This window comes from Candidatus Poriferisocius sp. (genome assembly GCF_965208355.1).
GTDB lineage: Bacteria > Actinomycetota > Acidimicrobiia > Acidimicrobiales > Bin134 > Poriferisocius.
In genome coordinates this window covers 1,104,096-1,128,048 of the sequence record NZ_CBDBOM010000003.1, presented here as the reverse complement: position 1 = coordinate 1,128,048, position 23,953 = coordinate 1,104,096, and the positions used below count along the sequence as shown (strand labels likewise).

Annotated in this window: 23 protein-coding genes; 12 read left to right on the top strand and 11 right to left on the bottom strand. The window is 64.3% G+C overall.

All coding sequences use genetic code 11. From position 1 onward, the window contains the following. Positions 1-30: 30 nt before the first annotated feature. Entirely contained in the window at positions 31-888 is an 858-nt protein-coding gene (locus tag ACOGXH_RS06535) for a hypothetical protein (protein WP_419928301.1), read from the top strand. An 18-nt stretch (positions 889-906) separates the two neighbouring features. Here ACOGXH_RS06535 and ACOGXH_RS06530 read toward each other — a convergent pair whose 3' ends face one another. From ACOGXH_RS06530 to ACOGXH_RS06505, 6 genes are all read right to left on the bottom strand, one after another. After that, positions 907-2,013, bottom strand: coding sequence for a M24 family metallopeptidase (locus tag ACOGXH_RS06530; RefSeq protein ID WP_419928300.1), 1,107 nt, complete (start codon positions 2,011-2,013; stop codon positions 907-909). A gap of 69 nt (positions 2,014-2,082) precedes the next feature. Further along, on the bottom strand, positions 2,083-3,141 hold the full coding sequence (locus ACOGXH_RS06525; protein ID WP_419928299.1) for an ABC transporter permease: 1,059 nt from the start codon (positions 3,139-3,141) through the stop codon (positions 2,083-2,085). 1 nt (position 3,142) lies between these two features. Beyond that, a complete protein-coding gene (locus tag ACOGXH_RS06520; protein ID WP_419928298.1) occupies positions 3,143-4,657 on the bottom strand; it encodes a sugar ABC transporter ATP-binding protein in 1,515 nt (504 codons plus the stop codon). A gap of 55 nt (positions 4,658-4,712) precedes the next feature. Further along, positions 4,713-5,669, bottom strand: coding sequence for a sugar ABC transporter substrate-binding protein (locus ACOGXH_RS06515; protein ID WP_419928297.1), 957 nt, complete (start codon positions 5,667-5,669; stop codon positions 4,713-4,715). 114 nt (positions 5,670-5,783) lie between these two features. Beyond that, positions 5,784-6,806: an alcohol dehydrogenase catalytic domain-containing protein gene (locus tag ACOGXH_RS06510; protein WP_419928296.1), complete on the bottom strand. Its 1,023-nt coding sequence runs from the start codon at positions 6,804-6,806 to the stop codon at positions 5,784-5,786. Between the two features lie 12 nt (positions 6,807-6,818). Continuing rightward, on the bottom strand, positions 6,819-7,937 hold the full coding sequence (locus ACOGXH_RS06505) for a hypothetical protein (protein ID WP_419928295.1): 1,119 nt from the start codon (positions 7,935-7,937) through the stop codon (positions 6,819-6,821). A 35-nt stretch (positions 7,938-7,972) separates the two neighbouring features. Here ACOGXH_RS06505 and ACOGXH_RS06500 point away from each other — a divergent pair, with 35 nt between their 5' ends. Beyond that, on the top strand, positions 7,973-9,436 hold the full coding sequence (locus tag ACOGXH_RS06500) for an L-arabinose isomerase family protein (RefSeq protein ID WP_419928294.1): 1,464 nt from the start codon (positions 7,973-7,975) through the stop codon (positions 9,434-9,436). A gap of 34 nt (positions 9,437-9,470) precedes the next feature. Here the strand turns inward: ACOGXH_RS06500 and ACOGXH_RS06495 are convergent, their stop codons facing one another. Continuing rightward, positions 9,471-10,862 carry a hypothetical protein gene (locus tag ACOGXH_RS06495; protein ID WP_419928293.1) on the bottom strand — a complete coding sequence of 464 codons (1,392 nt, stop codon included), beginning with the start codon at positions 10,860-10,862 and terminating at the stop codon, positions 9,471-9,473. 95 nt (positions 10,863-10,957) lie between these two features. Here ACOGXH_RS06495 and ACOGXH_RS06490 point away from each other — a divergent pair, with 95 nt between their 5' ends. Continuing rightward, on the top strand, positions 10,958-12,376 hold the full coding sequence (locus ACOGXH_RS06490) for a hypothetical protein (protein WP_419928292.1): 1,419 nt from the start codon (positions 10,958-10,960) through the stop codon (positions 12,374-12,376). 26 nt (positions 12,377-12,402) lie between these two features. Here ACOGXH_RS06490 and ACOGXH_RS06485 read toward each other — a convergent pair whose 3' ends face one another. Together ACOGXH_RS06485 and ACOGXH_RS06480 are read right to left on the bottom strand one after the other, a co-directional pair. Next, positions 12,403-12,717, bottom strand: coding sequence for an L-rhamnose mutarotase (locus ACOGXH_RS06485; protein WP_419928291.1), 315 nt, complete (start codon positions 12,715-12,717; stop codon positions 12,403-12,405). A 74-nt stretch (positions 12,718-12,791) separates the two neighbouring features. Next, entirely contained in the window at positions 12,792-13,544 is a 753-nt protein-coding gene (locus ACOGXH_RS06480) for an SDR family NAD(P)-dependent oxidoreductase (RefSeq protein WP_419928290.1), read from the bottom strand. A 66-nt stretch (positions 13,545-13,610) separates the two neighbouring features. On the opposite strand from ACOGXH_RS06480, the gene ACOGXH_RS06475 reads away from it, so the two are divergent. From ACOGXH_RS06475 to ACOGXH_RS06455, 5 genes are read left to right on the top strand one after another with little or no spacing between them, the layout of a single operon-like run. Beyond that, on the top strand, positions 13,611-14,711 hold the full coding sequence (locus tag ACOGXH_RS06475) for a Gfo/Idh/MocA family protein (protein ID WP_419928289.1): 1,101 nt from the start codon (positions 13,611-13,613) through the stop codon (positions 14,709-14,711). Positions 14,712-14,739: 28 nt separating this feature from the next. Further along, entirely contained in the window at positions 14,740-15,609 is an 870-nt protein-coding gene (locus ACOGXH_RS06470; protein WP_419928288.1) for a sugar phosphate isomerase/epimerase family protein, read from the top strand. Beyond that, positions 15,606-16,613, top strand: a complete 1,008-nt coding sequence (locus ACOGXH_RS06465; protein ID WP_419928287.1) for an alpha-ketoacid dehydrogenase subunit beta — start codon at positions 15,606-15,608, stop codon at positions 16,611-16,613. Before ACOGXH_RS06470 ends, ACOGXH_RS06465 begins: the two co-directional genes overlap by 4 nt. Further along, the gene (locus ACOGXH_RS06460) at positions 16,610-17,593 is read left to right on the top strand and encodes a thiamine pyrophosphate-dependent dehydrogenase E1 component subunit alpha (protein ID WP_419928286.1); all 984 of its coding nucleotides are present in this window, start codon (positions 16,610-16,612) and stop codon (positions 17,591-17,593) included. The genes ACOGXH_RS06465 and ACOGXH_RS06460 overlap by 4 nt, the downstream gene beginning before the upstream one ends. A gap of 11 nt (positions 17,594-17,604) precedes the next feature. After that, on the top strand, positions 17,605-17,844 hold the full coding sequence (locus tag ACOGXH_RS06455; protein ID WP_419928285.1) for a biotin/lipoyl-containing protein: 240 nt from the start codon (positions 17,605-17,607) through the stop codon (positions 17,842-17,844). A gap of 16 nt (positions 17,845-17,860) precedes the next feature. Here ACOGXH_RS06455 and ACOGXH_RS06450 read toward each other — a convergent pair whose 3' ends face one another. Then, a complete protein-coding gene (locus ACOGXH_RS06450) occupies positions 17,861-18,961 on the bottom strand; it encodes a LacI family DNA-binding transcriptional regulator (RefSeq protein WP_419928284.1) in 1,101 nt (366 codons plus the stop codon). 137 nt (positions 18,962-19,098) lie between these two features. Between ACOGXH_RS06450 and ACOGXH_RS06445 the strand changes: the two genes are divergently transcribed. Then, complete coding sequence (locus ACOGXH_RS06445; RefSeq protein WP_419928283.1) at positions 19,099-20,205, top strand: mandelate racemase/muconate lactonizing enzyme family protein; 1,107 nt, start codon at positions 19,099-19,101, stop codon at positions 20,203-20,205. 50 nt (positions 20,206-20,255) lie between these two features. Here the strand turns inward: ACOGXH_RS06445 and ACOGXH_RS06440 are convergent, their stop codons facing one another. Next, positions 20,256-21,143, bottom strand: a complete 888-nt coding sequence (locus ACOGXH_RS06440) for an amidohydrolase family protein (RefSeq protein ID WP_419928282.1) — start codon at positions 21,141-21,143, stop codon at positions 20,256-20,258. Positions 21,144-21,241: 98 nt separating this feature from the next. On the opposite strand from ACOGXH_RS06440, the gene ACOGXH_RS06435 reads away from it, so the two are divergent. From ACOGXH_RS06435 to ACOGXH_RS06425, 3 genes are read left to right on the top strand one after another with little or no spacing between them, the layout of a single operon-like run. Continuing rightward, positions 21,242-21,988, top strand: coding sequence for an SDR family NAD(P)-dependent oxidoreductase (locus tag ACOGXH_RS06435; protein ID WP_419928281.1), 747 nt, complete (start codon positions 21,242-21,244; stop codon positions 21,986-21,988). Positions 21,989-22,016: 28 nt separating this feature from the next. Next, positions 22,017-23,153 (top strand): mandelate racemase/muconate lactonizing enzyme family protein, encoded by a 1,137-nt coding sequence (locus ACOGXH_RS06430; protein ID WP_419928280.1) that lies wholly within the window; start codon positions 22,017-22,019, stop codon positions 23,151-23,153. Positions 23,154-23,164: 11 nt separating this feature from the next. Then, positions 23,165-23,932, top strand: a complete 768-nt coding sequence (locus tag ACOGXH_RS06425) for an SDR family NAD(P)-dependent oxidoreductase (protein ID WP_419928279.1) — start codon at positions 23,165-23,167, stop codon at positions 23,930-23,932. The last annotated feature ends 21 nt before the right edge of the window (positions 23,933-23,953 follow it).

Here is a 23,953-nt window from a genome sequence, read left to right as displayed (position 1 = left end):
TCAGCGGTGCCGGTATAGGGGATCTGTCGAGTGATCGAACTCCAGCCGGCCACCCTGCTGGTGCAGTTGGCCGTCGGCGGGCTGGCGTTTACCTGGCTCACCACGCGGCGGCGGGAAACCGGACTGGGCTACGGCTGGCTCATGCGCAGCATTTTCGGGTTGCTGGCCGCGGGCGGTGCTTGGCTGGGATTCGCCACCGACTCGGTACCGGTGCGGGATTGGACCGCGGCGGCCACAGCCACAGCTGCCGCCGCGGCGCTGGCGGTATCGGTGGTCCGCCGACGGGCTGGTGTGAGCGGCCAGAGAGAACGGGTGGAGCGGCGCAGCGCAGAGATCGCCGAGATGACCGGCATCGACCGGGAAGAGCAGCGCTTCGACCGCACCAAGGCTGAATTCCCTCCGATTCTGGATCTCATCGCCCCCGCGGTGGGTTTGATTGGAGTGGTGGCCGGCGGGCTCGACGCCGGAGACCCCGCCGCGTTGGCGGTCGCCCGTACCGTGATCGGAGCGTTCTTCCTGGGTGCAGTCACCGACGCCATGCTGTTGGGCCATTGGTATCTGGTGCAGCCCGGCTTGGCCCGAGGACCCCTGCTCGAGCTGGTCCGTTGGACCGGACTGCTGTGGTTGCCCGAGTTGGTGGTGATGCTGTGGCCCACCGGAATGGGATCGGTGCTCAGCGGAACAATCGACGACGGCTACAACGGGCTGTTGGGCTGGTTCTGGGTGGCCTGCGTGGTGACCACCGCGGGGTTGGTGGTTCTAGCTCGGGCTGCGCTGCGGGAGCGGTTCTACTCCGCAGTCATGGCCGCGACCGGCCTGTTGTATCTGGGTATTTTGACCGGATTTGGGATGGACTTGGTGGCGAGAGTTCTGCTCGATACCACTTGAACCCGGCCAGAGTCTTGATCAAACGTCGAGTACGGCGAGGCGGTGATCGGTGGTGGTGAGGTTGTCGGGGCCATCGGTAGCCGCTACCACAATGTCCTCCAGGCGCAAGCCCCATCGCCCGGGCAGGTAGATGCCGGGCTCTATCGAAAAGGCGTGGCCCGCACGGAGTTCAAGGGTATTGCCTTCCACGATGTATGGGTCCTCGTGGGCTTCGGTGCCGATTCCGTGGCCGGTGCGGTGAATGAAGTTGTCGCCGAATCCTGCTTCGGTGATCATCTCCCGCCCTACCCGGTCGACATCCTGGCAGGGCCGGCCAACCTCTGCCGCGGCCACTTGGGCGGCCTGGGCCTCGAACAGCACGTCGTAGGCATCGACTAGATCGGCGGGCGGCTCGCCCAGGTGTACGCACCGGGTGATGTCAGAGCAGTAGCCCACTCCGTCGGCATTGGCCATGGTTCCACCGAAGTCGCACAGCACGACCTCGCCCGGCTTGATCACCCTCTCCCCTGGCTCGTGGTGCGGGCTGGCGGCGTTTTCGCCCGCGGCCACGATGGCGAAATTCACCCGCTGGTGGCCCTCGGCCAACAGACGACGGCCCAGTTCGGCCGATACCTCAGCCTCGGTGCGCCCCACCAACTCGATGTCGCCGGATCGAAGGTCGACCGCCACCCGGTCGGCGGCGGCCGCCGCAGCCCGCAGCGATTCCACTTCGGCAGCGTCTTTGACAGAGCGAATCGAACTAGTGACCTCCGATGCCCGGCGGAATTCGGCCCCGGGCAGAAGTCGGGCCAAGTCCACCAAGAATCCAGCCCACATGCGGTCGCCAACGGCGATCACCGAGGCGGAACCGACAAACGAGCGGGCCAGTGCGATGGGGTCGTCCGTCTCGTTCCACACCGCCATTTCAAACACACCGGGCCGTTCGACCACTCGAGGGGCCTCCAGCCGGGGCACGATGAGTCGGGCGTCGCCGTCTTGAGGCACAACCAGCATGGTGAGCCTCGGCAGGGCCATAGCCTCATAGCCGCAAAAGTAGGGAAGGTCGGCGCCCACCGAGAGAAGCAGGACGTCTACCTGCTGCTCGGCCATCAGCGCCCGCATCCGGCTCAGACGTTCAGCAAACACCCCGCCAGCCTATTGGCCCCTCACTGCCCATTCACCGGCGCAGCGCCATGTATCTGTTGGCGCCTCCGGCTATTCAGCGCTTCCCAAACGAACCCGCAACCGGTCGAAGGACACGGCAACGATCAGCAGGGCGCCTTCGCTGAACTCGATCCAGAACGTGGGCACGCCGGTTTGGATGAGCCCGTTCTCCAGCACATTGAGCACGAGCAAAGCGAGGAATGTGCCGGCTATGGAACCCCGACCTCCCGACAGGCTGGCCCCGCCGAGGATGATCGCGGTAACCACCGTGAGCTCAAATCCGGCACCGCCGTTGGTTGCCGCGCTCCCCACCTGAGACACCCGGATCAGTCCAGCTAGGGCAGTGGCGACGGCGGTCAAGACAAAGGCGATGAACAACACTCGACTCGTGCGAATACCCGCCAGCCGGGCGGCATGGGGATTGGCGCCCACCGCGTATATGGAGCGCCCGTACACCGTGAACTTAAGCAGCAGATGGCAGGCGATGGACACCCCGATGAAGATCCACACCGGTGTGGGGATGTCCAAGAACGGGCGGCTCACCCCCAGATCGCCGAAGCCGTTTATTCGAATGGTCTGCCCGTCTCCCAGAACCTTGGTCAGCCCCCGGAACATGGCCAGGCCGCCCAACGTCACGATGATCGAGTTCAGTCCGATCTTGGTCACCGCGAATCCGTTGAATGCACCGATGGCCAATCCCAGAGCCACGGTGATCACCAACGCCAGCCCGATGCCCACTCCCAACCCGTACGGGGTCGTTTCGGCGTCGGTTGCAGTGGTGGCAACAGCCATGGTCATTCCCATGAGCCCGGCTATCGATCCGACGGAAAGGTCCACCTGGCCGCCGATCAGCAATACCGTCGCCGGCATGGCGATGATGCCGATCACCGCCGAGTTCTGGGCGATGTTGACGAAATTGTCGAAATCGAAGAAATACTCAGAAGCCAGCGAGAAGTAAAGGATCAGCCCAGCGAGCACAAACAACAGCGCCGCCGTCTCCGGGAGAGAGGCAATGGTCCGGGCCATCCAACCCAACCCACCGGACTCCGGGGCCGTCGAGCCGCCCTCAGTCGGCGCAGACTCTTCGGCTGTTTGGACAGTGTCGTTCATCTCATCCTCCTGCCAGGGTGAGCAGCAAGCTCATGGTGATGTCCTCGCCGGGCAGCTCGGTGGTAATCCTTCCCTTGGCTGCCACATAGGCGCGATCGGCAACCGCCACCACTTCCTCATGGTCCGACGTGACGATCAAAATGGCGGCGCCCTCGGCGGCCAGCTCCCGCAAAACTTTGTAGAGGTCGGCGCGGGCGCCGACGTCAACGCCCCGAGTGGGCTCAAGCAACACCAGCGCCTCCGCCCCCCGCTCGAGCCAGCGGGCCACTAGTACCTTTTGCTGGTTCCCTCCCGACAGCTCTTCCATCGGCTGGGAAGCTCGCCCCTTACTGCGAATGGACAAGCGGTCATACCAGCGTTCGAACGCCTTCTGCTCGGTGTCGGAGGTGAGCAGACCACGAGTGGCGAGTTGCGGCCATGACGCCACGGCGACGTTCTCACCGACCGGGCGAGACGCGAATGCCCCTCCGACCTTGCGATCCTCGCTCAAAAAGCCGATACCTCGAATCACGGCATCAACCGGGCTCGACAGCTCGACTCGCTCACCGGCAACCTCGATCTCGCCCGAGTGGATCGGCTCAAGTCCGAAGGCACTGCGCCCCACTTCCAGCGCCCCCGATCCGAGCTTTCCGTACAAGGCGACGACTTCGCCCCGGCAGACTTCAAGGCTGATGTCGCTGAATCGGCCGTGCGACGACGCCTCCCGCCAGCGAAGGGCAACTTCGCCACGGTCTCCGGCAGCATCATTGGGTCGGCCGGTGACGATGTCGTATCGCCCGACCATGGCCGCCACCAACTGGCTGCGGTCAACGGCATGGGTATCGGCGACGAGAGCCACATCCCCATCCCTCAACACTTGTACCCGATCAGACAGTTCGAACACTTCGTCTAGGCGGTGGGTGATGTAGATGATGGCCTTGCCCTGGTCACGCATGCGTCGTACCTGTTCGAACAGCACATCGGCCTCATGCTGGGACAGCGCCGCCGTGGGCTCGTCGAGAATGAGCACCCGGGCTTCGCTGGACAGCGCCCGGGCGATCTCGACGATCTGGCGCTCACCCACGGCAAGCGAGGACACGTTGGCCTTGGGGTCGATCTCCGCTTCAAGGGATTCGAGAATCTCTTGGGCCAGCAGATTCATCTCCCGCCACTGAACCACTCCCCGCTTCTGGGGCAGCCGACCCAGACAGATGTTCTCGGCCACCGTCAGGGTGGGGGCATCATTGAACTCTTGGGCGATCATGGCGATGCCCGCAGCCCTCGACTCTATGGGAGTGAGGACGTGATGGGCCTCGCCGTCGATCACGACCGAGCCCGCGGAGGGCCGGTAGTCCCCGGCAATGATCTTGACCAGGGTGGACTTCCCGGCTCCGTTCTCGCCCAGCAAGGCGAGAACAGAGCCGGAACGAGCCTCTAAGTCAACTCCCTTGAGCACCTCGACTCCGCCGAACGACTTCCTGATTCCCGCCGTAGCGATGACAGGAGCCGTCGACACCGCAGAATCGATCGCACTCATCAGCAGGTGTTCTTCTCAATGCAGCTTGCTACTGCTTATGAGATTCGTAGTGAGATCAGCCGCAGTCGGTGACCTCGTAGATGTCCTCAATGTTCTCCGAGTTGATGATCTCATGCTCGGTGAACAGGAGTCTGTCAACGGACTCACCCGCGAGCAGCTTCTGAGCGGCGGGAATCAGAATCTCCCCGTAGCGCTCGGGGTAGTACGCCGTTGAGGCGACGTAGTTCGGATTGTCGCGGACCTCGCACCAGATGCTCGGATCAGTGCCCTGCCCGGAGTAATAGAGGTCGCCATCACGTCCCAGAGTGCGAGCCGCCGCCAGTGCGCCGATGATCCCGTCCTCGTTGATGGCCACCACGGCAATCCGCTCACCGGGCATGGCCGGCAACAAGTCGGTCACCTGTTCGAGGGCGGTGTCGGTGCGGTCGGCGCCGTCAAGAACTCGCTCGTTCACAATTTCGCAGTGCTGGGTGAACCCAGTGCGGTAGCCGCCCATGCGATCGGTGTTGGCAGCACCGGCCGCAGTGGACTCGAGCGAGATATAACCGTCGTACTCGCAGTCGAAGTTGTCCTTGAAGTACTTACCAAGCGCGGCACCAGCCATCTCCCCGGCGCCGGAGTTATTGGCCCCCATGAAGGCCACTTCACAAGGCGGCTGCACGATGTCAATGGCGATGGTGGGCACACCCCCATAGGCCGCACAGATCTCCGGGCTGGACTCCTGGAAGACTTGGAAGTTCAAGACCACATCCACATCCCGCTGACCGAGAAGCTGGGCGCATGACAGCGCCTTGGCCGGGTCGATCTCAGAATCGCAGAACACCAGATCGAGACCCGCAGCGTCAGCTTCCCGCTGGATCGAGTCCGAAACTAGCTTGACGAACGGCACCGAATCTCCCAGGGAGATATAACCCACGGTCCCGTCGGCCCCGTCGTCGTCGTTGCCGCACGCGGTGGCAACCAGCATGAAGACCGCCAGAATGGCGATCACCATCTTGAGACTCTTGCTCATCGTATCTCCCCTCGTCGCCGGGCTTTTGCCCTGGCTGGAAACGTTTCTAGGCGAAAAACTAGTGGGGGTTTATTGAGAGCGCAACTCGCGTACGGAGGGGCTACTTGACGGCGGCTACGGAATGAGCACCGAGCGCAGCACTCTTCCGGCCTCCAGGTCGTCGAGCGCCTCATTGGCCTCTGACAAGGGACGCTGGCGGCCCAACAAATGATCGACTATTAGGACGCCCGACCGGTGCAAGGCCAGCACCTCGCGAATGTCGTCGGGAACAAAGCCTCGAGAACCATGCACCGACGCCTCTTTCCAGATCAGATCCACCGCCCGAATGGAGAATGGCGACACGCTCGAGCCGATGAGCAGCACTTGGCCTCCGATTCCCACCGCAGCAACGGCCTGGGCGTCCACCTCGGCCGACCCCACGGTTTGGACCACGATGGGCGGGCCTCCCGGTCCGGCAGCGGCGCGGACGGCTTCCACCACGTCTCCGGCGTCGTCAGCCGCAGAAACGAGCACCCGAGCGCCGAGTTGCTCAGCCAATTCCAGCTTGGCCGGCGAGCGGCTGACGGCGATCACGTCGCAGCCGAGATGAGCAGCCACCTGGACGGCGTTCGACCCGATCCCGCCGATGCCGAATACCACCACGGTCATCCCGGGCTGGACATCGGCAATCCTTACGAGGGCGTGGTACGGCGTGGCCACCGCGTCGGTGAGCACCGCTACCGCGGCCAAATCGTCCTCCGGTTCCACCGGGATGATGTTGCGGGCCGGAACCAGCACCTCGCTGGCGAAGGCACCGTCGTACTCCACGCCCATTCGGCGTACCGACAGGCACATGTTCACCCGCCCAATGGAGCACATCGAGCACTCCCCGCAATGCTCGATGTAGTAGAGGGCCACCGGATCACCCTCCCGCACGCCGTCCACCCCCGGACCGATCCGGGCCACCACCCCAGCAGCCTCATGGCCGGGCACGATGGGCAGCACCGAGTCGAAGCCGCCTTTGCGGAGAAACACGTCGCTGCCGCACACGCCACAGGCCTTGACCTGCACAACCACCTGGTCGGGTCCGGGGGTCAGAGCCGGCCGCTCAACAAGATCCAGTGCTTGCCCGTAGCCCCGCAGCACAGCCGCCTGCACGTCGAGCTCCCGTCAGCCGGTTCCGGGCATACCGAGCGCTCCGGCGTCGGGCAGCTCGGGGGCGTCGAAATTGCTCGACCCGAACCGGTCGGGCTTGGTCCGACCAACCCGGAGGTAATACTCCTCGGGCACCTGGGTAGGGTCCTTGAACATCTGCCACTGGCACTTCTGGCGGGCGTCGGGGTCCCGGTCGGTGTCGGGATACACCGGCGGATCGATCACCCGGACCGGATAGCCGAAGCGGTCGATGGGAAGCTCTTCCATCAACACGATGCAGTGGGCGCAATAGAGGCAGACCCCCTTGGTGAAGTGATTCCACGAGGCCTCTTCTTTGGCCACGTCCCAGTTGTAGGGAGGGTCCATTCGGGCCGGCGTGTCCTCGATCCAGTCGCCCCGCACGGTCCGCTGCCCCGACCCGCAGGGATCGAACCGCAGCACGAATCGGTCGTCGGTTTCCACCAGCTCGAAATCGCCGGTCCGCTCGGGGCCGACAAGGTGGCCCCGCATCGCCTCACAAGCCACCAGCATCAGCGTCTCCAGCCCTTCGTCCCACGGGTGCTGGTCGATGTCGAATTTGTTGTACCGCCATGAGAACAGCGGAACCAGCACCCGCTGGTACATGTCGGCGATGCCCTGGGCCCCGTGGCGCTCCTGAATGGCCGACATGAGTCCGTAGGTGTGGTCGACGTCGCGGTCGTGGGTCTGTCGCCACGTCTCCTTCATGGCGGCCAGGTTCTCCAGCGCCTCAGCAGGCTGCTCCCGATAGATGCTGGCCAACAGCTGGCGCTGCTCGGTGCGATACTGATCCCAATGACGGTGGGGATTCCACTCGCGTCCGTCGGGACAGGTGAGCTTGGACTGCACGTCGGCGTCGATGGCCTCAACTTCCTCGGCCGATGCCCCGCTATCTCGCAGAAAACCCCGCAGGTCGTTTATCCACTGGCGATACAGGCTGAAGCACACGTTGGCCTCGTCGGTGAAGTAGTCGGCCAAGTCGGCCGCGCTGTCCCAGTCTCCGGCCTCGATGTTCTCGGCGATCTTCCGATAGGTCGAGATTTTTTGGTCTTCCCACGATCCGAGGCGAACCCGTCGCCCCACCACTTCAGAGAACTCGATCCTGGTCTCAGGCATCCGGCGACCCTTCCCTCTTGGTAACGTTTCCAGCGATGAGTATACCCACCCCAAACGAACCGGGCCATCGCCGACCGGTAGTCCCCCGGGTCGCCGTGGTCGCCCCGTACTGGGACTTCTGGGAACCCACGGTGGGGCCAGCGCTTCGCACCGGCCGCGAGAGCCTGCTGAGTGCGGTGGCCGACCAGTTGGGCGAGCTGGACGTAGAGGTGGTGTGGCAGGGACTGGTCGACAGCGCCGAACGGGGACTGAGCATGGGGGCTGAGGTCGCTGGCCTTGGGCCCGACACGGTTCTGGTGGTGCAGACGATGGCGGTGCCGCCGGCCTATGTCCAGGCCATTCTGGACCAGCTCCCCCAGCCCGTGGTGATCTGGGCTCTACAGGACTCCACCACCATCTCTTCGGAGTTCGATGCCTCCCATATCACGTCGCTGGGCGCCACCGTGGGAACGCCCATGCTCACCAACCTGCTCCACCGAACGAGTCGGCCATTTGATCTCGTGCTGTCGTCGACAGGGAATCCGACAGCCGGTGCTTCGGTGGCCGACCGGCTCCGCGCCGGAGCGGTGGCGCATCGGCTCCAGGGGGCCCGGTTGGCCCGAGTAGGCCATCCCATGGACGGATACGTATGTGTGGACGCCGACGACGACGACCTCCAACGGGCCTTGGGAATGCAGGTAGTGAGAATCAGCCCCCAGGAAGTCCGGGACCGCTACCAAGCGGTGACCGATGACGAGGTCGAGGCCCGGCGACAAGACGTTGATCGGCACTTCGCGGTTGGCGCCGACACGCACCAACCCGGTCAGCGCAAAGAGGACCTATCCCGAACGCTGCGACTGGCCGTGGCCATGGAGACCCTGGACCGAGACAACGCCATCGCTGCCGGGGCAATGAACTGCCACGTTCCCGAGATCCGCTTCGGCGAAGAGCCGGGGCTTACTCCGTGCTTCGGTCTGGGCTGCGAGACCACTCGGGGCATTCCTTGGAGCTGCACGGGTGACGTGCTCACCGCAGTGGCCATGCTGGTGGCCAAGGGGCTGTCTGGCGCCGCCCTCTACCATGAGGTCGAAGCCATCGACTTCGATACCGGCGAGGTGGCCATTGCCAACTCCGGCGAGCATGACCTGGGTTGGACCATCGAGGGACAGACCGTCGGCTTCGAACCCAATCCGTGGTTCGCCCACGACCGCCGCACTGGCTTTCGAGTGCGCTTCGAGCTGCCCGCTGGCCCGGCATCGCTGGTGGGGTTCGCCCACCAGCCCGGTCACCCCTCGGGATTTGGTCTAGTAGTGGCCGAGGGCGAAATCACCGGCCGAGAGCTGGCCAAAAACCCCACCGCAGGAGGGATATTCCGATTCACCACTAGCCCGGTGACCGAGGCATGGACGCGCTGGGCCAGTGCCGGAGTCAACCACCACAGCGCCATAGCCCCGGGGCACTTGGCGCATTCTGTGGCCACGGTGGCCAAATTCGCCGGGGTGGACTGCGTGGTGATCTAAGGCCGCGGCAACCAGGCCGGAGAGGTTGCGCCCTTCACACCGAGGCCAGTTGAATGCCCAGCAAGTCGGCCGCCGCGCCTAGATCTCCGTGTCGAGCGCCGGGAAGAAGCACCGCATGGTGGGTGGCGCCCGCCTGACACCAGCGCTGGTAGGCCTTGGCCACCGGCGCCGACGAGAACCGGAACATGGCGTTGGGTCCCTCCATGCGGTGATGCCGAGAACCAACCACTTCGCCCTCAGCCACTACCAGAATCCAGCCGCCGGTCGCCCCTAATGCCGGGGTCAGGCTCACCAAAGTGGCCGGACCCAGAGGCAACTCGAACGCCACCGCCACTCCGGGGCCGTTTTCGCCTCGATAGTGATCTTCGGGCAGCAATCGAATCGTTGACCCCGGCGCCCGACCCGAGAAGTCACCCTCTCCTCCGTTGGCCACCAGGATCCAATTGCCGGGCAGGTCAAGCTGGTAGAGCTCGCAATACAGGGCCGAGCCAGCCACCGCCTTGCCCAGTATGAGCGCGATGGCGGTGGGGACATCCCCGGTACACGAGAACGGGATGCCCCGCTCACTGAGTCTGCTCACCCCCAAGCAGGCGGTGATCCCCACCTCCGGATTCCATCGCAGCGTGGGTCCGTGGCAGTTCACCGCCCCACCACCCAGCTGGCGGGCGTCGCACAGACCCTCGAGGGCAACGCTCAACCGGCACGACCGCTCCAACACATCGTCGGGAACCGCGGCGGCATCAGCCGTCCCTCCCACTTCTTCAGCTTCCCTCTGCACCTGGGCCGAGGTGACCGCGGCAAAGGCCTCCGACAATTCCGGGGCGGTGATGTCCTCCACCCGCACGCCCAGCAGAGCCAGATCGTCGTCGGTGGCCAACACGTCGCTGTAGCCATCCATGGGCTGGCCCACCAGGGCCAGCGGCCGCCGTCGTATCGCGGTCACCGCCGCGGCTGCCCGCATGGCCTGATCCAGCGCCGCGGCCAGCTCAGGCGAACCCAACTCCCCCACCGCCGATGTGAAAGGGCGCTCATTTCGCACCAACACGTTGGTGAACATCACCAACCCCACCGGCAGGCTGCGAGCGGTTGCCATCTCGGTGTCGTAGTCATCGGGCACCACCCCGCTCTCTTGGGCCCCGAGCACCACCACCGGCACATCCACGCCGCTCAGCGCATGCTCGGGCCAGGCCGGTGGAGCAGCCATGGTGGGGGCGAACACCACCACGTCCACTTCCTCGCGGGCGAACACCTCAGCCGCCTCAACCGCCCGGTCCATGCTGTCCACCAGTCCGGGGTCCACCACCTCGCCGTAGTCGGCCAGCATGGCTCCCACCGCGGCGGCGTATTCCTGGCGTGTCGTCCGGAACCCGGGGGGCATGGCGTCATCGAAAAGCCCGAAGTACACCGAGAGCTGACCAATCCTCACCGCTGCTCCTTCCTCGCTGGTCCTTCTTTGCTTGGTTCTTACTCACCGGCCGTTGAGGCCCAGCATGCTGGAAACGATTCTGGCACAATGCCGTTATGCTTACCGCCGGTATCGCCCGGGTGGACATCACCCCGCCCGTTCCCATCGACCTGGTCGGCTATTCCCGACGGGCCGAGCCGGCCCGGCACATTCGAGCACCGCTGACCGCCACTGCACTGGCGCTGGGCTCGGGTCCTACGACCGCGGTAGTCGTTGCCGCTGATGTGCCGTTCTTGCTCCCCGCCCACGCCGATCGGCTGCGGACCGAGATCGGCGACGCCCTGGGCACGCCCGCCGACCACGTCATGATCAGCGTGAGCCACACCCACGGCGGCCCGACGACCCATACCCACGGGGTAAAGATCGGCGGACGCCAGCGAGAGCGCTCGGCCAATGAACGAGCGTTCATCGATTCCTTCCCTGGGCACCTTGTCACCGCGGCCATCCAGGCTGCGGGCAGTATGGAGCCGGTGATGGCCGCGGGCGGGGTCGGCACCGTGGACTTGGCCGTCAACCGTCGGGAGAAGAACGCCGAGGGCCGGGTGATTCTCGGGTGGAACCCTGACAAGCCGGTGGACCGGGACGTGGGCGTGCTGCGACTCGACCGTCTCGACGGCACGACGATGGCCGTGGTGGCTAACTATGCCTGCCATCCGGTGGTTGTCGGCCCCGAGGATCCGGGTGTGAACCCTGACTTTCCCGGTGCTATGCGCGATGTGGTCGAGCAGGTGACCGGTGCCACCTGCATGTTCCTCCAGGGGGGATGCGGCAACCTGCTCCCGTTGCAGGGCTTCTTCGATCATCCCGGGCCCGAAAAGGCCTTCGGACGCAAGCTGGCGGTGGAAGTTCTCCATGTGCTGGAGCAGATTGACCCCATCGCCCGTCGGATGGAGCGGATCGACTACGGCTCGGTCACCCCGATTGTCTTGCACCGGCAAGTAGCCATCGAGCCCCAGCCCGATCAGGCGCTGGCCGCGGTGGGGAAAGTGGTGGACCTCCCGCTCAAGCCTTTGCCGTCGCTGGCCGATCTCGAAGCCGAGCGAGATGGATACCAACGGGAACTCGACGAGGCTCGATTAGCTGGTGCCGACCAAGTAGCCCTCAACCCCATCGAATACCACCTCAATTGGGCCGAGGACGCTATCAGTCAATTGCAACAGGGCGAAGCCGCCACGAAGGTGCCCGCCTTCCTCCAGGCACTGAGGATCGGCGACACCGTGATCGCCACCATGCCCGGGGAGGCATTCTCGGAGCTGTCCATCGAAGTGAAGGAGCGCTCAGCGGCCACCACCACACTGTTCTCGGCCTACACCAACGGCGTGCTCACCTATATGCCACCGGCCTCCGAGTATCCCGATGGCGGCTACGAGTGTGACTACGCCCACCACTCCTATGGCTTGATCGAGCAAATTGCGCCCGAGAGCGAGCGGATTCTGGTGGAGACCAGCGTGGAGTTGATCTCAGCTACCTGGTGAACGGCCAGCCGCGCCCCAGAGCGGGCTCAGGCTTGGTGCCACACCTCGTCGGCCCAATAGAGATTGCCCTCGTCGTCGGCCAAGCTCACGATCACTTCTTCGAACCACTTCGACCAACGGGCGTTGACTTCTGACTCGCCGACCTTGGCGAACGCAGTTTCCACATCGGGATGGCACTCCACGTAGGCGATCACCTGCGTCCCCCGCCGAAACAGGGTGTAGTTCTTCAAACCGGCAGTCTGGATGAGCTCGACAAGCTCCGGCCAGATCTCGTCGTGGCGCTTCTTGTACTCATCAGCCATGTCCGGGTAGATCTCGAAGGTAAAACAGGCACGCTCCATGGCCGGCAAGTTACCCGGTGGCTGCGAAACGTTTCCAGCGGCCGGACGCTTTGCCCGGCACGTCCCATCGACAATCAGTCGATGAGGAACCCGCCGTTCACATCCATAACCTCGCCGGTGATGAATTCCGCCTGATCCCCGGCCAGGAACAACACTGCCTGGGCCACGTCGGTGGGCCGCCCTAGCCGACCGACCGGAATTCGGTCGGCCAGATCGGCGATCCCGGCCACCATGTCGGTGTCGATGAGGGCCGGGGCCAGCGCATTGGAGGTAATGCCCCACGGCGCGTATTCAGTGGCGATGGCTTTGGCCAAGGCCATCACTCCGGCTTTGGACGCGCCATAGGCCGCGGTGTTCTTGGACCCGCCGGTCTTGCCCGCGCTCGACCCGATGGAGATGATCCGACCCCACTGCCGCTCTCGCATCTGCGGTAGCGCCCGCCGACTGCACAGGAAGCACCCGGTGAGGTTCACTGCCATCATCCGGTTCCAGTCGTCCAAATCGGTCTCCTCCAAGGGTTGGATGGCAAAGATCCCGGCGTTGTTCACCAGAATGTCCACCCCTCCCCATGTCGACTCCACCAGGGAGAAAGCCGCATCCACCGACGACTCGCTGGTCACATCGCACTCCACGAACATGGTGTTGTCGGCCTGGTCCAGCGCCTGTTGGTCGTCGGGGGGCCGAATGTCGAGCAGGGCAACCTGGGCACCACCGGCCAATAACGCATCGGCCACGGCCCTTCCGATTCCCTGGGCGGCACCGGTCACCGCCGCAGTTCGCCCGGCCACGCCCCCGAATCCAACACCAGGGCTCGCTATATCAGTCATGGCTTTGCAGGCTCCCCTACTTGCTTCCTAGGCTGGAAACGTTACCGGCTCTTTCCAGGAGGCGACATGACGGCCACCGAGAAAAAGGTCCGCATCGGTGTCATCGGTGCGGGGTCATGGGCAATCAGCAACCACATACCCATACTCGCGGAGCGGGACGATGTAGAGCTGGTCTCGGCCGTACGCAAGGGACGCGACGCATTGGAGTCGATCGGCGAGCGGTTCGGCTTTTCCCACCTGAGCGAAAACTACCGGGATGCCCTCGATCAGGGACTGGACGCCGTAGTGGTGGCCAGCCCGCCCGGCCTGCACCACGAGCACGCCAAGGCGGCCATGGAAGCGGGCGCCGACGTGCTCTGCGAGAAACCCTTCACCGTTGATCCCGCTGATGCCTGGGACCTCCACCGCACCGCCGACAGGCTGGGGCGCCATTTGGTGATCTCTTTCGGCTGGAACTACGGGCCCTTGGGTATCGAGGCCAAGAGGCTCATGGACGAAGAGGGCGGCGTGGGCGAAGTCGAGCACGTCATGGTGTCCATGGCCTCCGGTACCCGCGAGCTGCTCACCTCCACCGGCGGAGGCGGATACGAGGGATCGGCTGAGGGCTTCGCACCCGAGGCTGCTACGTGGACCGACCCCGCCTTGTCGGGGGGCGGTTACGCTCCGGCCCAGATCTCCCACGCCATGGGTCTGGCCATGTGGCTTACTGGAGATCGGGCCCAAGAGGTCTTCGCCTTCATGAACAACCGGGGGGCGCGAGTGGATCTCCACGACGCCGTCTCCCTGCGCTATGCGTCGGGAGCCACTGGATCGATCAGCGGCGCTAGCTGCCCCGGACCGGCCAACGCCATCGACGAACCCGACGAACCGTGGCCCCGCCATCAGCTGCAAGTCCGCCTCTACGGTTCTGAAGGACAGCTCATCGCCGACTTGGAGCGAGACTTCCTGTGGCTCTACCGCAACGACGGCCTCGACATCAAGGTAGACCTTCCCCGCCATGCCGGGCTCTATACCTGCGATGGGCCACCCGACACTCTGGTGGATCTGGCGCAGGGTCGGGATGTGCCCAACCGATCGCCCGCCGATCTGGGAGCCCGCACGGTTGAGGTCGTGGCCGCAGCCGAGCGCAGCGCCCAGTCGGGCAACGTTGTGCGGGTCGGCGACTGAGGCCAGCTCGCGCAAAAGGGAACGCAGCTTGCGTATAGGCGTCGACAGCTACTCGTATCACCGGTTTTTCGGCGAGCTGAGGACCAGCGAGTCCCCCGCCGAACAGCGCTGGACCACCGACGATTTCTTGAATTGCTGTTCGGAGCTCGGAGTCGACGGAGTATCGCTGGAGACCTGTTTTTTGGACAGTGGCGCCGATGCCGACGTGGAGTCGCTCCGCCAGCGCCTCGACCAGCATGGCTTCGAGCGGGTGCTGGCTTGGGGCCACCCCGACGGGCTGGCCATGGGGCTTGATCGCGACGCATTTGCCGATGCCCTCGCCGCGGTCGATCAGGCTGCCGGACTGGGGTGCAACCTGCTCCGCATCGTGATCGGCACCACCCGTCATTTCGGCCACGAGGACGAAACCGAAGTGCTCCGGCGAGTCGTCCCCCAACTAGCCCAGATCACCGAAAAGGCCGACCTGCGCGGTCTGGACGTCGCCATCGAGACCCATTGCGATCTCACCACCGAGTCGGTTGGCGAACTCATCGAGCAGGTGGCCAGTCCCCAGCTGGGCGTGGTGTTCGATAGCGCCAATGTGGTTCGAATCGGTGATGATCTCTTGACCGCGGCGGCGGCTTTGGCTCCTCACACCAAGATGATCCACGCCAAAGACCTCGATCTCGGGTCGTCCACCCCCGGCAACCCCGGCGGCCACTGGCCCGGGGTGCCTCTCGGACACGGTGATTTGGACATAGACCAGGCCTTGGCGGTGATGAACGAGGCGGGATTTGACGGCTTGGCGTGCATCGAAGTTGCCGACATGGCCCCTGGCTGGTCAGAGCACGAGATCGTGGCCCAGTCTGTGGATTGGCTAACCAAGTTCGCGACCGAGAGGTACTCATGCCCAGAATGAGAATGAACCAGGCCATCTCGGCGGCCATCGCCGATGAGATGCGCGCTAATCCCGATGTGATCGTGTTGGGAGAAGATGTCGCCGTTGCCGAGGGGCCGTTCAAGACGTCGGCCGGGCTGTTGGAGGAGTTCGGCCCGCTGCGGGTGCGGGATACGCCGATCTCCGAGATGGGTTTCTTGGGCGCGGCGGTGGGCGCCGCGGCCACCGGACTGCGACCAGTGGTGGAGATCATGTTCGTGGAGTTCCTCGGCGTGGCCCTCGACCAGCTCTCCACCGAGGGGGCCAAGTTCCACTATCTGTCGGGAGGGCAGGTCACCGTGCCGCTCACCGTGCGGGCCTCGGTCGGCGCGGGACTGGGGTTCGGCACCCAGCACTCCCAGACCTTGGAAAGCTGGGTGGTTGGCACTCCCGGCCTCAAGTTGGCGGTGGCATCCGGGCCGGCGACGGCTTATGGCTTGATGCGAGCCGCTATACGAGACGACAACCCGGTGGTGGTTCTCGAGCCCCGGCGGCTGTACGCCCAACGCGAAGAGGTCACCACTGGAGAAGCGGGCATCATCGCCTTGGGTCAAGCTCGACAGGCCGCTTCTGGTGACGACGCCACCGTGGTGGCGCTGGGATCGACTGTCGGCACCGCGACCGAAGCCGCCGCCGATGGCTCGTGGTCGGCCGATGTGATCGACCTGCAATCGCTGCAACCCTGGGATCAAGACTTGGTGTACGCGTCGGTGGCTCGCACCGGTCGGCTGGTCACCGTGGAGGAGAACCCGCTTTCTGGCGGCTGGGGCGCCGATGTGGTGGCCGCTGTGGCCGCAGACCTGTTCGGTGAGCTCAAGGCCCCGCCCTTGCGGATCACCGCTCCCGACGTGCCCGTTCCGTTTGGCAAGGAACTGGAGGAGCGCTACATGCCGTCTTCGGCTTATGTGGGTGAGCAGATCACCGAGTTGCTGGATACCGGACGGGTGCCGCCCCCGTGGTGGCAACGTGAGGAGAACACGCTATGAACACACCGTTGGAACGCCGAGAAGCACTGCAACAGGACCGTCGGGTCCGATACGAGCGGATGGTGGAGATTCGGGCATTGGAGAACAAGGTGCAAGACCTGTTCGACGAGGGCCTGGTCCACGGAACCACCCACCTGTGCCTGGGCCAAGAGGCAGTGGCGGTGGGAGTGGCGGCTGCCGCCCGGGTTACCGACCAGGTGACCTGCACCTACCGAGGCCATGGTGTGGCCTTGGCCCTGGGGCTGACCCCGGTTCAGCTCCTCGGGGAGATTCTGGGGCGGGAAGCGGGGTCCATCGGCGGCATTGGCGGCTCCATGCATCTTTGCGACCCGGAAATCGGCTTGATGCCCACGTTCGCTATTGTCGGTGCGGGAATCCCGGTGGCGGCTGGAGCGGCACTTACCGCTCAGGTGCGGGGAACCGACGATGCCGCCATCGCCGTCTTCGGCGACGGGTCGACCAACATTGGCGCGTTTCACGAGGCTCTCAACCTGGCCGCCATCTGGAAGCTCCCCGTGGTGTTCGTCTGCGAGAACAACCAGTACGGCGAGTACAGCCGCATAGACCTGACTACCCCGGTTGATGACATCGCCTGCCGGGCAGAGTCCTACGCCATCGGCGGCATCGTCGTGGACGGCCAAGATCCCGATGCGGTGGCCGAGGCCGTGTCCAGCGCATTGGACCACGCCCGCAGCGGTGGCGGACCCACGCTCTTAGAGCTGAAGACGTACCGGTACGCCGGACACTCCCGGGCCGACACTGCCCCCTACCGCCCCGACGGGGAGTTCGAAAGCTGGTACGAGAAGGATCCCATCGTCAACTTCGGTCGCCAGCTGACAGATGATGGGGTGCTGGGCGAGAACGGCGTTGACGAGGTCCAGGCCACCGTTAACGCCCGTATCGACGCTGCGGTGGAACTCGTGCTGGACAGTGCTCCCACCCCGGTAGACGCCATGTTCACCCATGTGCTGGCGCCCTGAGGAGCAATCCCTTGCGCTACACCATCAAACTCCCCAAACTGGGAGACACCACCGAGCTGGTGGTGGTGCTCGAATGGCTGGCGGAAGTAGGCGATTCTGTGGCCGCAGGAGACGACCTCTTGCGGGTTGAGACCGACAAGGTTGACTCCGACGTCCCGAGCCCGGTGTCGGGAACCCTCGTCGAGCACCTCGTGGCCGTCGACGATGAGGTGGACATCGGCGACCCCATCGCCATCATCGTCTCCGATTGAAAACCGCCCGGGCGGCTCAGCCCGTCGGGTGCGGCTGGGTGGAGGCTCGCCGAATCAGGGACGTGGGAATTTCGGTCACCAGGGGGCCGTCGCCACCGGCCAGCAGTTTGAGCAGCAGATCAGCCGCCGCCTCCCCCATCTCCACGGCGTCCCGATCGATCACCGTGATGGGCGGAGAGTGCAGTTCCGTCAGGGGGACGTCGTCACAAGAGACCAGCGAGATGTCTGACCCCACCGAACGCCCGGATGCCTGGAGCGCTCGCAATACTCCGATGAGCAGGAGATTCCCACCGGCCACGATGGCAGTGGGCGGATCGTCGGCGGCCAGCAATTCATAGGTGGCCTGCTCGCCGAAGGAGGCCGAGAAGCTGTCGAACTTCAACAAGTCAGTGGGAAGATCAAGGCCCCGGGCCCGGAACGCGACCTTGAAGCCGTGAACACGCTCTCGGACCGGTCGAAGCCCCGGTCGTCCGGATATCAGTGCCACACGACGATGGCCCAATTCCAGCAGGTGATCGATGGCGGCCTGCATACCATTGGCATGGTCGGACAAGACGGCCGAAACTATGGCCGCCCCCCGCATCTCCCGGTCCACCAGCACCACTGGTTCGGACAGCTTGGCCAGCTCGGCCAGCGTGCCGGCCCGTTCTTCGTCGGACACCGAAAGGATGAGCCCGTCAATGCGTCGCCACCGAAGCAGCCTGATCATGGCCTCATCCCGCTCAGGGTTCCCCTCGGAGTTGGTCAGCACCATGGAATAGCCAGCCTCGTTCAAGCGGCGCTCGGCGCCCATGGCGATCTCGGCGAACAGCGGATTGGAAATGTCGTTGGCGATGAATCCCACTGTCATGGTCGAGCCCCGGCGCAGGCTGGAGGCCAGAAGATTCGGCTCATAGCCCACAGCCTCGATGGCATCAAGCACCTGCTTTCGCATGGACTCGCTCACATCGGAGTGGTCATTGAGTACACGGGAAACCGACGACAGGGCTACACCCGCATGGGCGGCCACTTCCTTCATGGTGACTTCTTTGGCGGGGGCTTGCTTGGTTTCAGCCTCCGCTATGCCAGTTTCATCGGGGCCAGACTCATCGGGGCCAGCCTCATCGGGATTGGCCATCTCCACCCCCCTTCTCAGGCTCGGTGGCGTGAGAACTTGATTTCGCAATATTGACAGTAGCGGGAATGGCATGGTTTGTGTTACTGGAAACGTTGCCAATACCCTGATTGACTGGACTAGATGAGGTTGTCGAGACCGTGAAGATCGAACGTATTGAGGTCATTCCCATCGTGGTCCCGCTCACGGAGACCTTCATGGGGTCGAAGTATTCCATGTCAGAGCGGGCAACCCTGATCACCCGCGTCTATACCGACGACGGCGCCGTGGGCGAGTGCTACAACGGAGACGAACCCGACACCCACCACGAGATCGCCCGGATCATCACCGACGAGCTACAGCCCCTCATCATGGGGGAGGATCCGGTGCTGGTTGAGCGGTGCTGGGAGGCCATGCTGCCCCCCACGTTCGACATCCTCCGGAATCGCAAGCTGGTGGTGATGGCTATGGCCGCGGTGGACTCCGCCCTGTGGGATCTGGCCGGCAAGGTGGCCAACCAGCCCGTCTACAAGCTGTGGGGCGGCTACCGCACGAGCCTGCCCATCGTGGCCATCGGGGGCTACTACGGTAAGACCGACGCCCAATTGGCCGCTGAGATGGAAGACTACCTGGAGATGGGCCTGGGCGGTTGCAAGCTCAAAATCGGCGGGCTCTCACCGGCCGAGGACGCCCACCGGTTCAAGGTGGCCCAAGCGGCCGCCGGAGACAGCTTCGTGTTCACCGTGGATGCCAACCAGGGCTACACCGTGGCCGAGGCCGTTGAATTCGTGCGCCTTGTAGGTCCCGAGAACGTCCGATGGTTCGAAGAGCCGGTGCGCTGGTACAACGACGTTCGGGGAATGCGCGACGTGCGGTTCATGGCTGGAGTGCCGGTGGCCGCCGGGCAGAGCGAATTCAATCGCCAGGGCATGGGTGAGCTGATGAGCGCGGGCGCCATCGATGTCTGCAACTACGACGCATCCTGGGGGGGCGGACCCACCGAGTGGCGCCGAATTGCGGGAATGGCCCAGATCTATGGGGTGGAGATGGGCCACCACGAAGAGGCTCAGATCGCGGCCCACATGCTGGCCTCAGTCCCCCACGGAACCTTCGTTGAGGTGTTTCATCCCACCCGGGACCCGTTGTTCTGGGATCTGATCGCCAACCTTCCCCCCATCTCCCAAGGCATGTACACCGTCCCGTCGGGGCCGGGCTGGGGCCTGGAATTGGACTGGGACTACGTGGATCACCACCGCGACGACCGCTAGCCCGCGCCGCGGCATTAGCTCCTTCAACTGCCCTGGCGCGCTGCGCTCACTCAGATTCGATAGATGCGCTCGGCGTTGGCCGAGAACAGCGCCACCTGCTCGTCATGTGAGAAGTCGGCCACCAACTCGGTATAGGCATCGATCAGTTCCCGGTAGGTGGAGTACATCCGATCCACCGGCCAGTTGCTGCCGAAGAACGATCGCTCCACGCCGAAGGCCTCGATGCAGCCATACACATAGGGACGAATGCTGTCGACGGTCCAGTTGCCGCCTTCCATCTGATCGCCCATGCCCAAGCCCGAGATCTTCACCACCGCATTCTCTGCCTCGGCCAGCTTGGCCATGCCCTGGCGCCAATTGGCGAAATACTCGTCATTGCGCTCTTGGGGGAATCCGGCGTGATCGCAGATCAAGATGATGTTGGGGAATTTGCGGGCCAAGTCGGCGGCCTTGCCCATGCCTTCCCAGAGCACATCGAGGTCGTAGACCAAGTTGTACTTCTCCAACAGGGCATAGCCCCGGTGAAAAGCTGGATCCACCAAGTAGTCGCCTTCGCCGAAGTCTCGCAGACCCCGCATGTTGGAGAACTCACAGTGACGCTCAAGGGTGGCCTCCACATCGGGTTGTTGAAGGCGGGCATCGCCGGTAATGCCGGTTGGCCAGCCGGTTTCGTCGGCCATGGCCTGAAGCCACTCGGTCTCATCCACCGGATCGGCCGAGCCGATAGCCGCCTGGACATGGACGATCTTGGTCACATTGAGGCCCGCGGCGTCAGCTCGAAGCTCGTCCACCATGTAGCTGGTCATGTCCTTCAGCGGGCGGATCGCCCCTAGCTGCGGATGAATGGCGTCATCGGCCAGCCAGGCCCACTCCAGCTTGGGATGGGGCCGCTCCCAGAAATGGACGTGTGTGTCAACAAAATCAAGCCTCTCGGCCATGCTGATTCCTCCCAGACAGTCGATTGGCAGTTACCCTACTAAAAACGTTTCCAGAAGTTCGGTGGGACGATGATGCGAACCAGACCGCCCCGCGTGTCATGAATGCGCCCAAGCCACGAAGAGCGCTGGTCACCGGCGCAGCCAGCGGCATCGGCGCTGGTGCCGCCCGGCGCTTGCTTCGCGGCGGAGTGGACGTGATGGCCACCGATATATACAGCCATGGCCTCGCCGCGCTTGCCGAACTCGGGGCCGAGCCACTGACCGCCGATCTAGCCGACCCCCGCGACCGAGACCAGGTAATCGAGGCAGCCAGCGGGGTGGACTACTTGGTACAGGCCGCGGGAATTATTCGCCTCCTGCCCATCGAGAAGGTCACGGTGGACGACTGGCGCGAGGTGTTTGCGGTGAACGCCGAGGCGATGTTCTTCTTGTGCCAAGGAATCGGGGCCACCATGCCGGCCGGCGGTGCCATCGTGAACCTCTCCTCCTCATCCGCCAAGCTGACCAACACCACCGAGGCCGCGGTCTACGCCGCGTCCAAGGCCGCGGTGCTGTCGATCACCCGGTCGTTTGCCTACTCACTGGCCCCGATACCGGTGCGAGTCAACGCCATTTGCCCGGGCATCATCGACACTCCTATGCAGGACGTCGTGCTGGAGGAGGTCTCCGCCATCAGAGGCCTCACCCCCCAGCAACTCTCCGACCTGCGAGAGTCTTCGGTGCCGTTGGGGCGCGGCGCAAGCCCCGACGAACTGGCCGAGCTGATCTGGTTCCTGCTCTCCGACGGCGCCGGGTACATGACCGGTCAGGCCGTCAACTTCGATGGCGGGCTGGTTACCTGGTGAGCACCGAGACCACGAGAAGAGGCCACTCATGAAGATCGCCCAAATCGAGGCCATTCCGGTGAGCTACCCCGAGCCCAATGACTTCGACGCCATCCGCCACCTGTGCTTGGCCAAGATCACCGCCGACGACGGCACTGTGGGTTGGGGCGAGTCGGTAACCATGTGGCCCGAGTCCAGCTTCGCCACCAAGGCCATCATCGAAGGGATGGCAGATCTGGTGGTGGGCCAAGACCCGGTCCAATTGGATGCCATCTACCGATCACTCAAAGACCGGGCCTGGTGGTACGGATACGACGGCGGCATCGCCTCATTCGCCATCTCGGCCATCGACATCGCTCTGTGGGACCTCAAAGGCAAGGCCCTGGGATGCCGGGTGCTGGACTTACTGGGCGGCCCGGTACACGAACGTCTGCCGGCCATCGCCTCCTCCCACGCTCACCACGAGTCCATCCCCGATATGGCTGTTGAGGCCATCGAGTGGCTGTCCGATGGATTGCAGGGCATGAAGGTCGGGTTCGGCAAGCGAGGCAACGCCCATCTGGGCTTCGACCACGACCGCGACGTCGCCTATGTCCTGGCCATGCGGGAGGCAATCGGGCCCGACAAGCACCTCATGATCGATTTGGGCTGGGCCATCAAGTGGGACATCCCCACCGCGGTGCGGCGCACCCAGGCATTTGATGAACATGGGATCGATTGGATAGAAGAACCCCTCGGCGCCTGGAATCCCCGCGGCTACGCCGAGCTACGCAGCAAGACCGTGGCGGCTATGGCCTATGGAGAAAAAGAGTGGACCGTAGATGGCTTCCAGCGGATATTGGCCACCGGAACCGTGGACGTGGTGGGCTGCGACCCCGGCCGAGCCGAGGGGATAACCGGGTTCAAGAAGGTAACCGAGCTGGTTGAGCAGCACCGCCGGCAAGCCAACGCCCACGCGTGGTCGTCGGCCATCGTGTCCGCAGCCAGCCTGGCGGTGAGCTTCTCCAGTTCCGCGTGCAAGCTGTTCGAGCTCAAGCCGCTGGAGAACCCTATGCAGCACGAGCTGGTCGCCGACCCCCTGGTTCATGTGGATGGTTGGGTCTACCCGCCCACCGGCGCAGGGCTGGGCATTGAAGTGGACGAGCAAGTGATAGACCGATACCGCAGCGAGAGAGTCCTGGACTAAGGAGGCAGCCGATGACGTGGAGTGTGGGAGCAGGGCTCGAGGACCGAGGGGTAATTGTGACCGGGGCGGCTGGCGGCATGGGCAAACCAGTGGCCGAGGCATTCGCCACCACGGGGGCCAGAGTCATGGCCGTGGACCTGCACCAGGCCGCAGCCGATGAAGTGGTCGACGGGTTGGAGGGATCAGGACACGTGGCCGTCGGCGCTGACCTGTCTGATCTTGGAGCCCACCAGGAGCTGGTGGACCGTGCTCGGCGGGAGCTGGGCGGGGTGTACGTCCTTGCCCATCTGGCCGCCGTTCTGCAACGGCGGGGGTCGATGGACGAGGTGACCGAGCAAGACTGGGACTTTCAGGTGGACACCAACTTGAAGGCCACATTCTTCTTGTGTCGGACCGCGGCCAATGCCATGCGGAGCGCCGGCGAGGGTGGCCGCATCATCGCCTTCACCTCCCAGGGCTGGTGGACCGGGGGTTTCGGGGGCTCGGTGGTCTACTGCGCATCGAAGGGGGGCATCGTCTCGATGGTTAGAGGGATGGCCCGCACTTACGGCTCCGACCAGATCACGGTCAACGCGGTGTCGCCCGGACAGATCAACACCCCCATGCTGATGACTGATCTCGACCCCGAAGTGCTCGAGCAGCTCACGGTGGCCACGCCGCTGGGCCGGGTGGCCGAACCCGAGGAAATGGCCGGAACGGTGGTGTTCTTGGCCAGCCAGCACGCATCGTTCATTTCCGGCGCCACTATCAACGTGAGCGGCGCCATGTTGATGTACTAGCTGCCGACAACGAAGGGACAA

Coding starts and splice junctions, on each gene's coding strand:
- ACOGXH_RS06525 (WP_419928299.1), bottom strand. CDS start 3,141: ATGAACGACACTGTCCAAACAGCCGAAGAGTCTGCGCCGACTGAGGGC.
- ACOGXH_RS06520 (WP_419928298.1), bottom strand. CDS start 4,657: ATGAGTGCGATCGATTCTGCGGTGTCGACGGCTCCTGTCATCGCTACG.
- ACOGXH_RS06515 (WP_419928297.1), bottom strand. CDS start 5,669: ATGAGCAAGAGTCTCAAGATGGTGATCGCCATTCTGGCGGTCTTCATG.
- ACOGXH_RS06505 (WP_419928295.1), bottom strand. CDS start 7,937: ATGCCTGAGACCAGGATCGAGTTCTCTGAAGTGGTGGGGCGACGGGTT.
- ACOGXH_RS06500 (WP_419928294.1), top strand. CDS start 7,973: ATGAGTATACCCACCCCAAACGAACCGGGCCATCGCCGACCGGTAGTC.
- ACOGXH_RS06490 (WP_419928292.1), top strand. CDS start 10,958: ATGCTTACCGCCGGTATCGCCCGGGTGGACATCACCCCGCCCGTTCCC.
- ACOGXH_RS06485 (WP_419928291.1), bottom strand. CDS start 12,717: ATGGAGCGTGCCTGTTTTACCTTCGAGATCTACCCGGACATGGCTGAT.
- ACOGXH_RS06480 (WP_419928290.1), bottom strand. CDS start 13,544: ATGACTGATATAGCGAGCCCTGGTGTTGGATTCGGGGGCGTGGCCGGG.
- ACOGXH_RS06475 (WP_419928289.1), top strand. CDS start 13,611: ATGACGGCCACCGAGAAAAAGGTCCGCATCGGTGTCATCGGTGCGGGG.
- ACOGXH_RS06465 (WP_419928287.1), top strand. CDS start 15,606: ATGAGAATGAACCAGGCCATCTCGGCGGCCATCGCCGATGAGATGCGC.
- ACOGXH_RS06460 (WP_419928286.1), top strand. CDS start 16,610: ATGAACACACCGTTGGAACGCCGAGAAGCACTGCAACAGGACCGTCGG.
- ACOGXH_RS06450 (WP_419928284.1), bottom strand. CDS start 18,961: ATGGCCAATCCCGATGAGGCTGGCCCCGATGAGTCTGGCCCCGATGAA.
- ACOGXH_RS06440 (WP_419928282.1), bottom strand. CDS start 21,143: ATGGCCGAGAGGCTTGATTTTGTTGACACACACGTCCATTTCTGGGAG.
- ACOGXH_RS06435 (WP_419928281.1), top strand. CDS start 21,242: ATGAATGCGCCCAAGCCACGAAGAGCGCTGGTCACCGGCGCAGCCAGC.
- ACOGXH_RS06430 (WP_419928280.1), top strand. CDS start 22,017: ATGAAGATCGCCCAAATCGAGGCCATTCCGGTGAGCTACCCCGAGCCC.
- ACOGXH_RS06425 (WP_419928279.1), top strand. CDS start 23,165: ATGACGTGGAGTGTGGGAGCAGGGCTCGAGGACCGAGGGGTAATTGTG.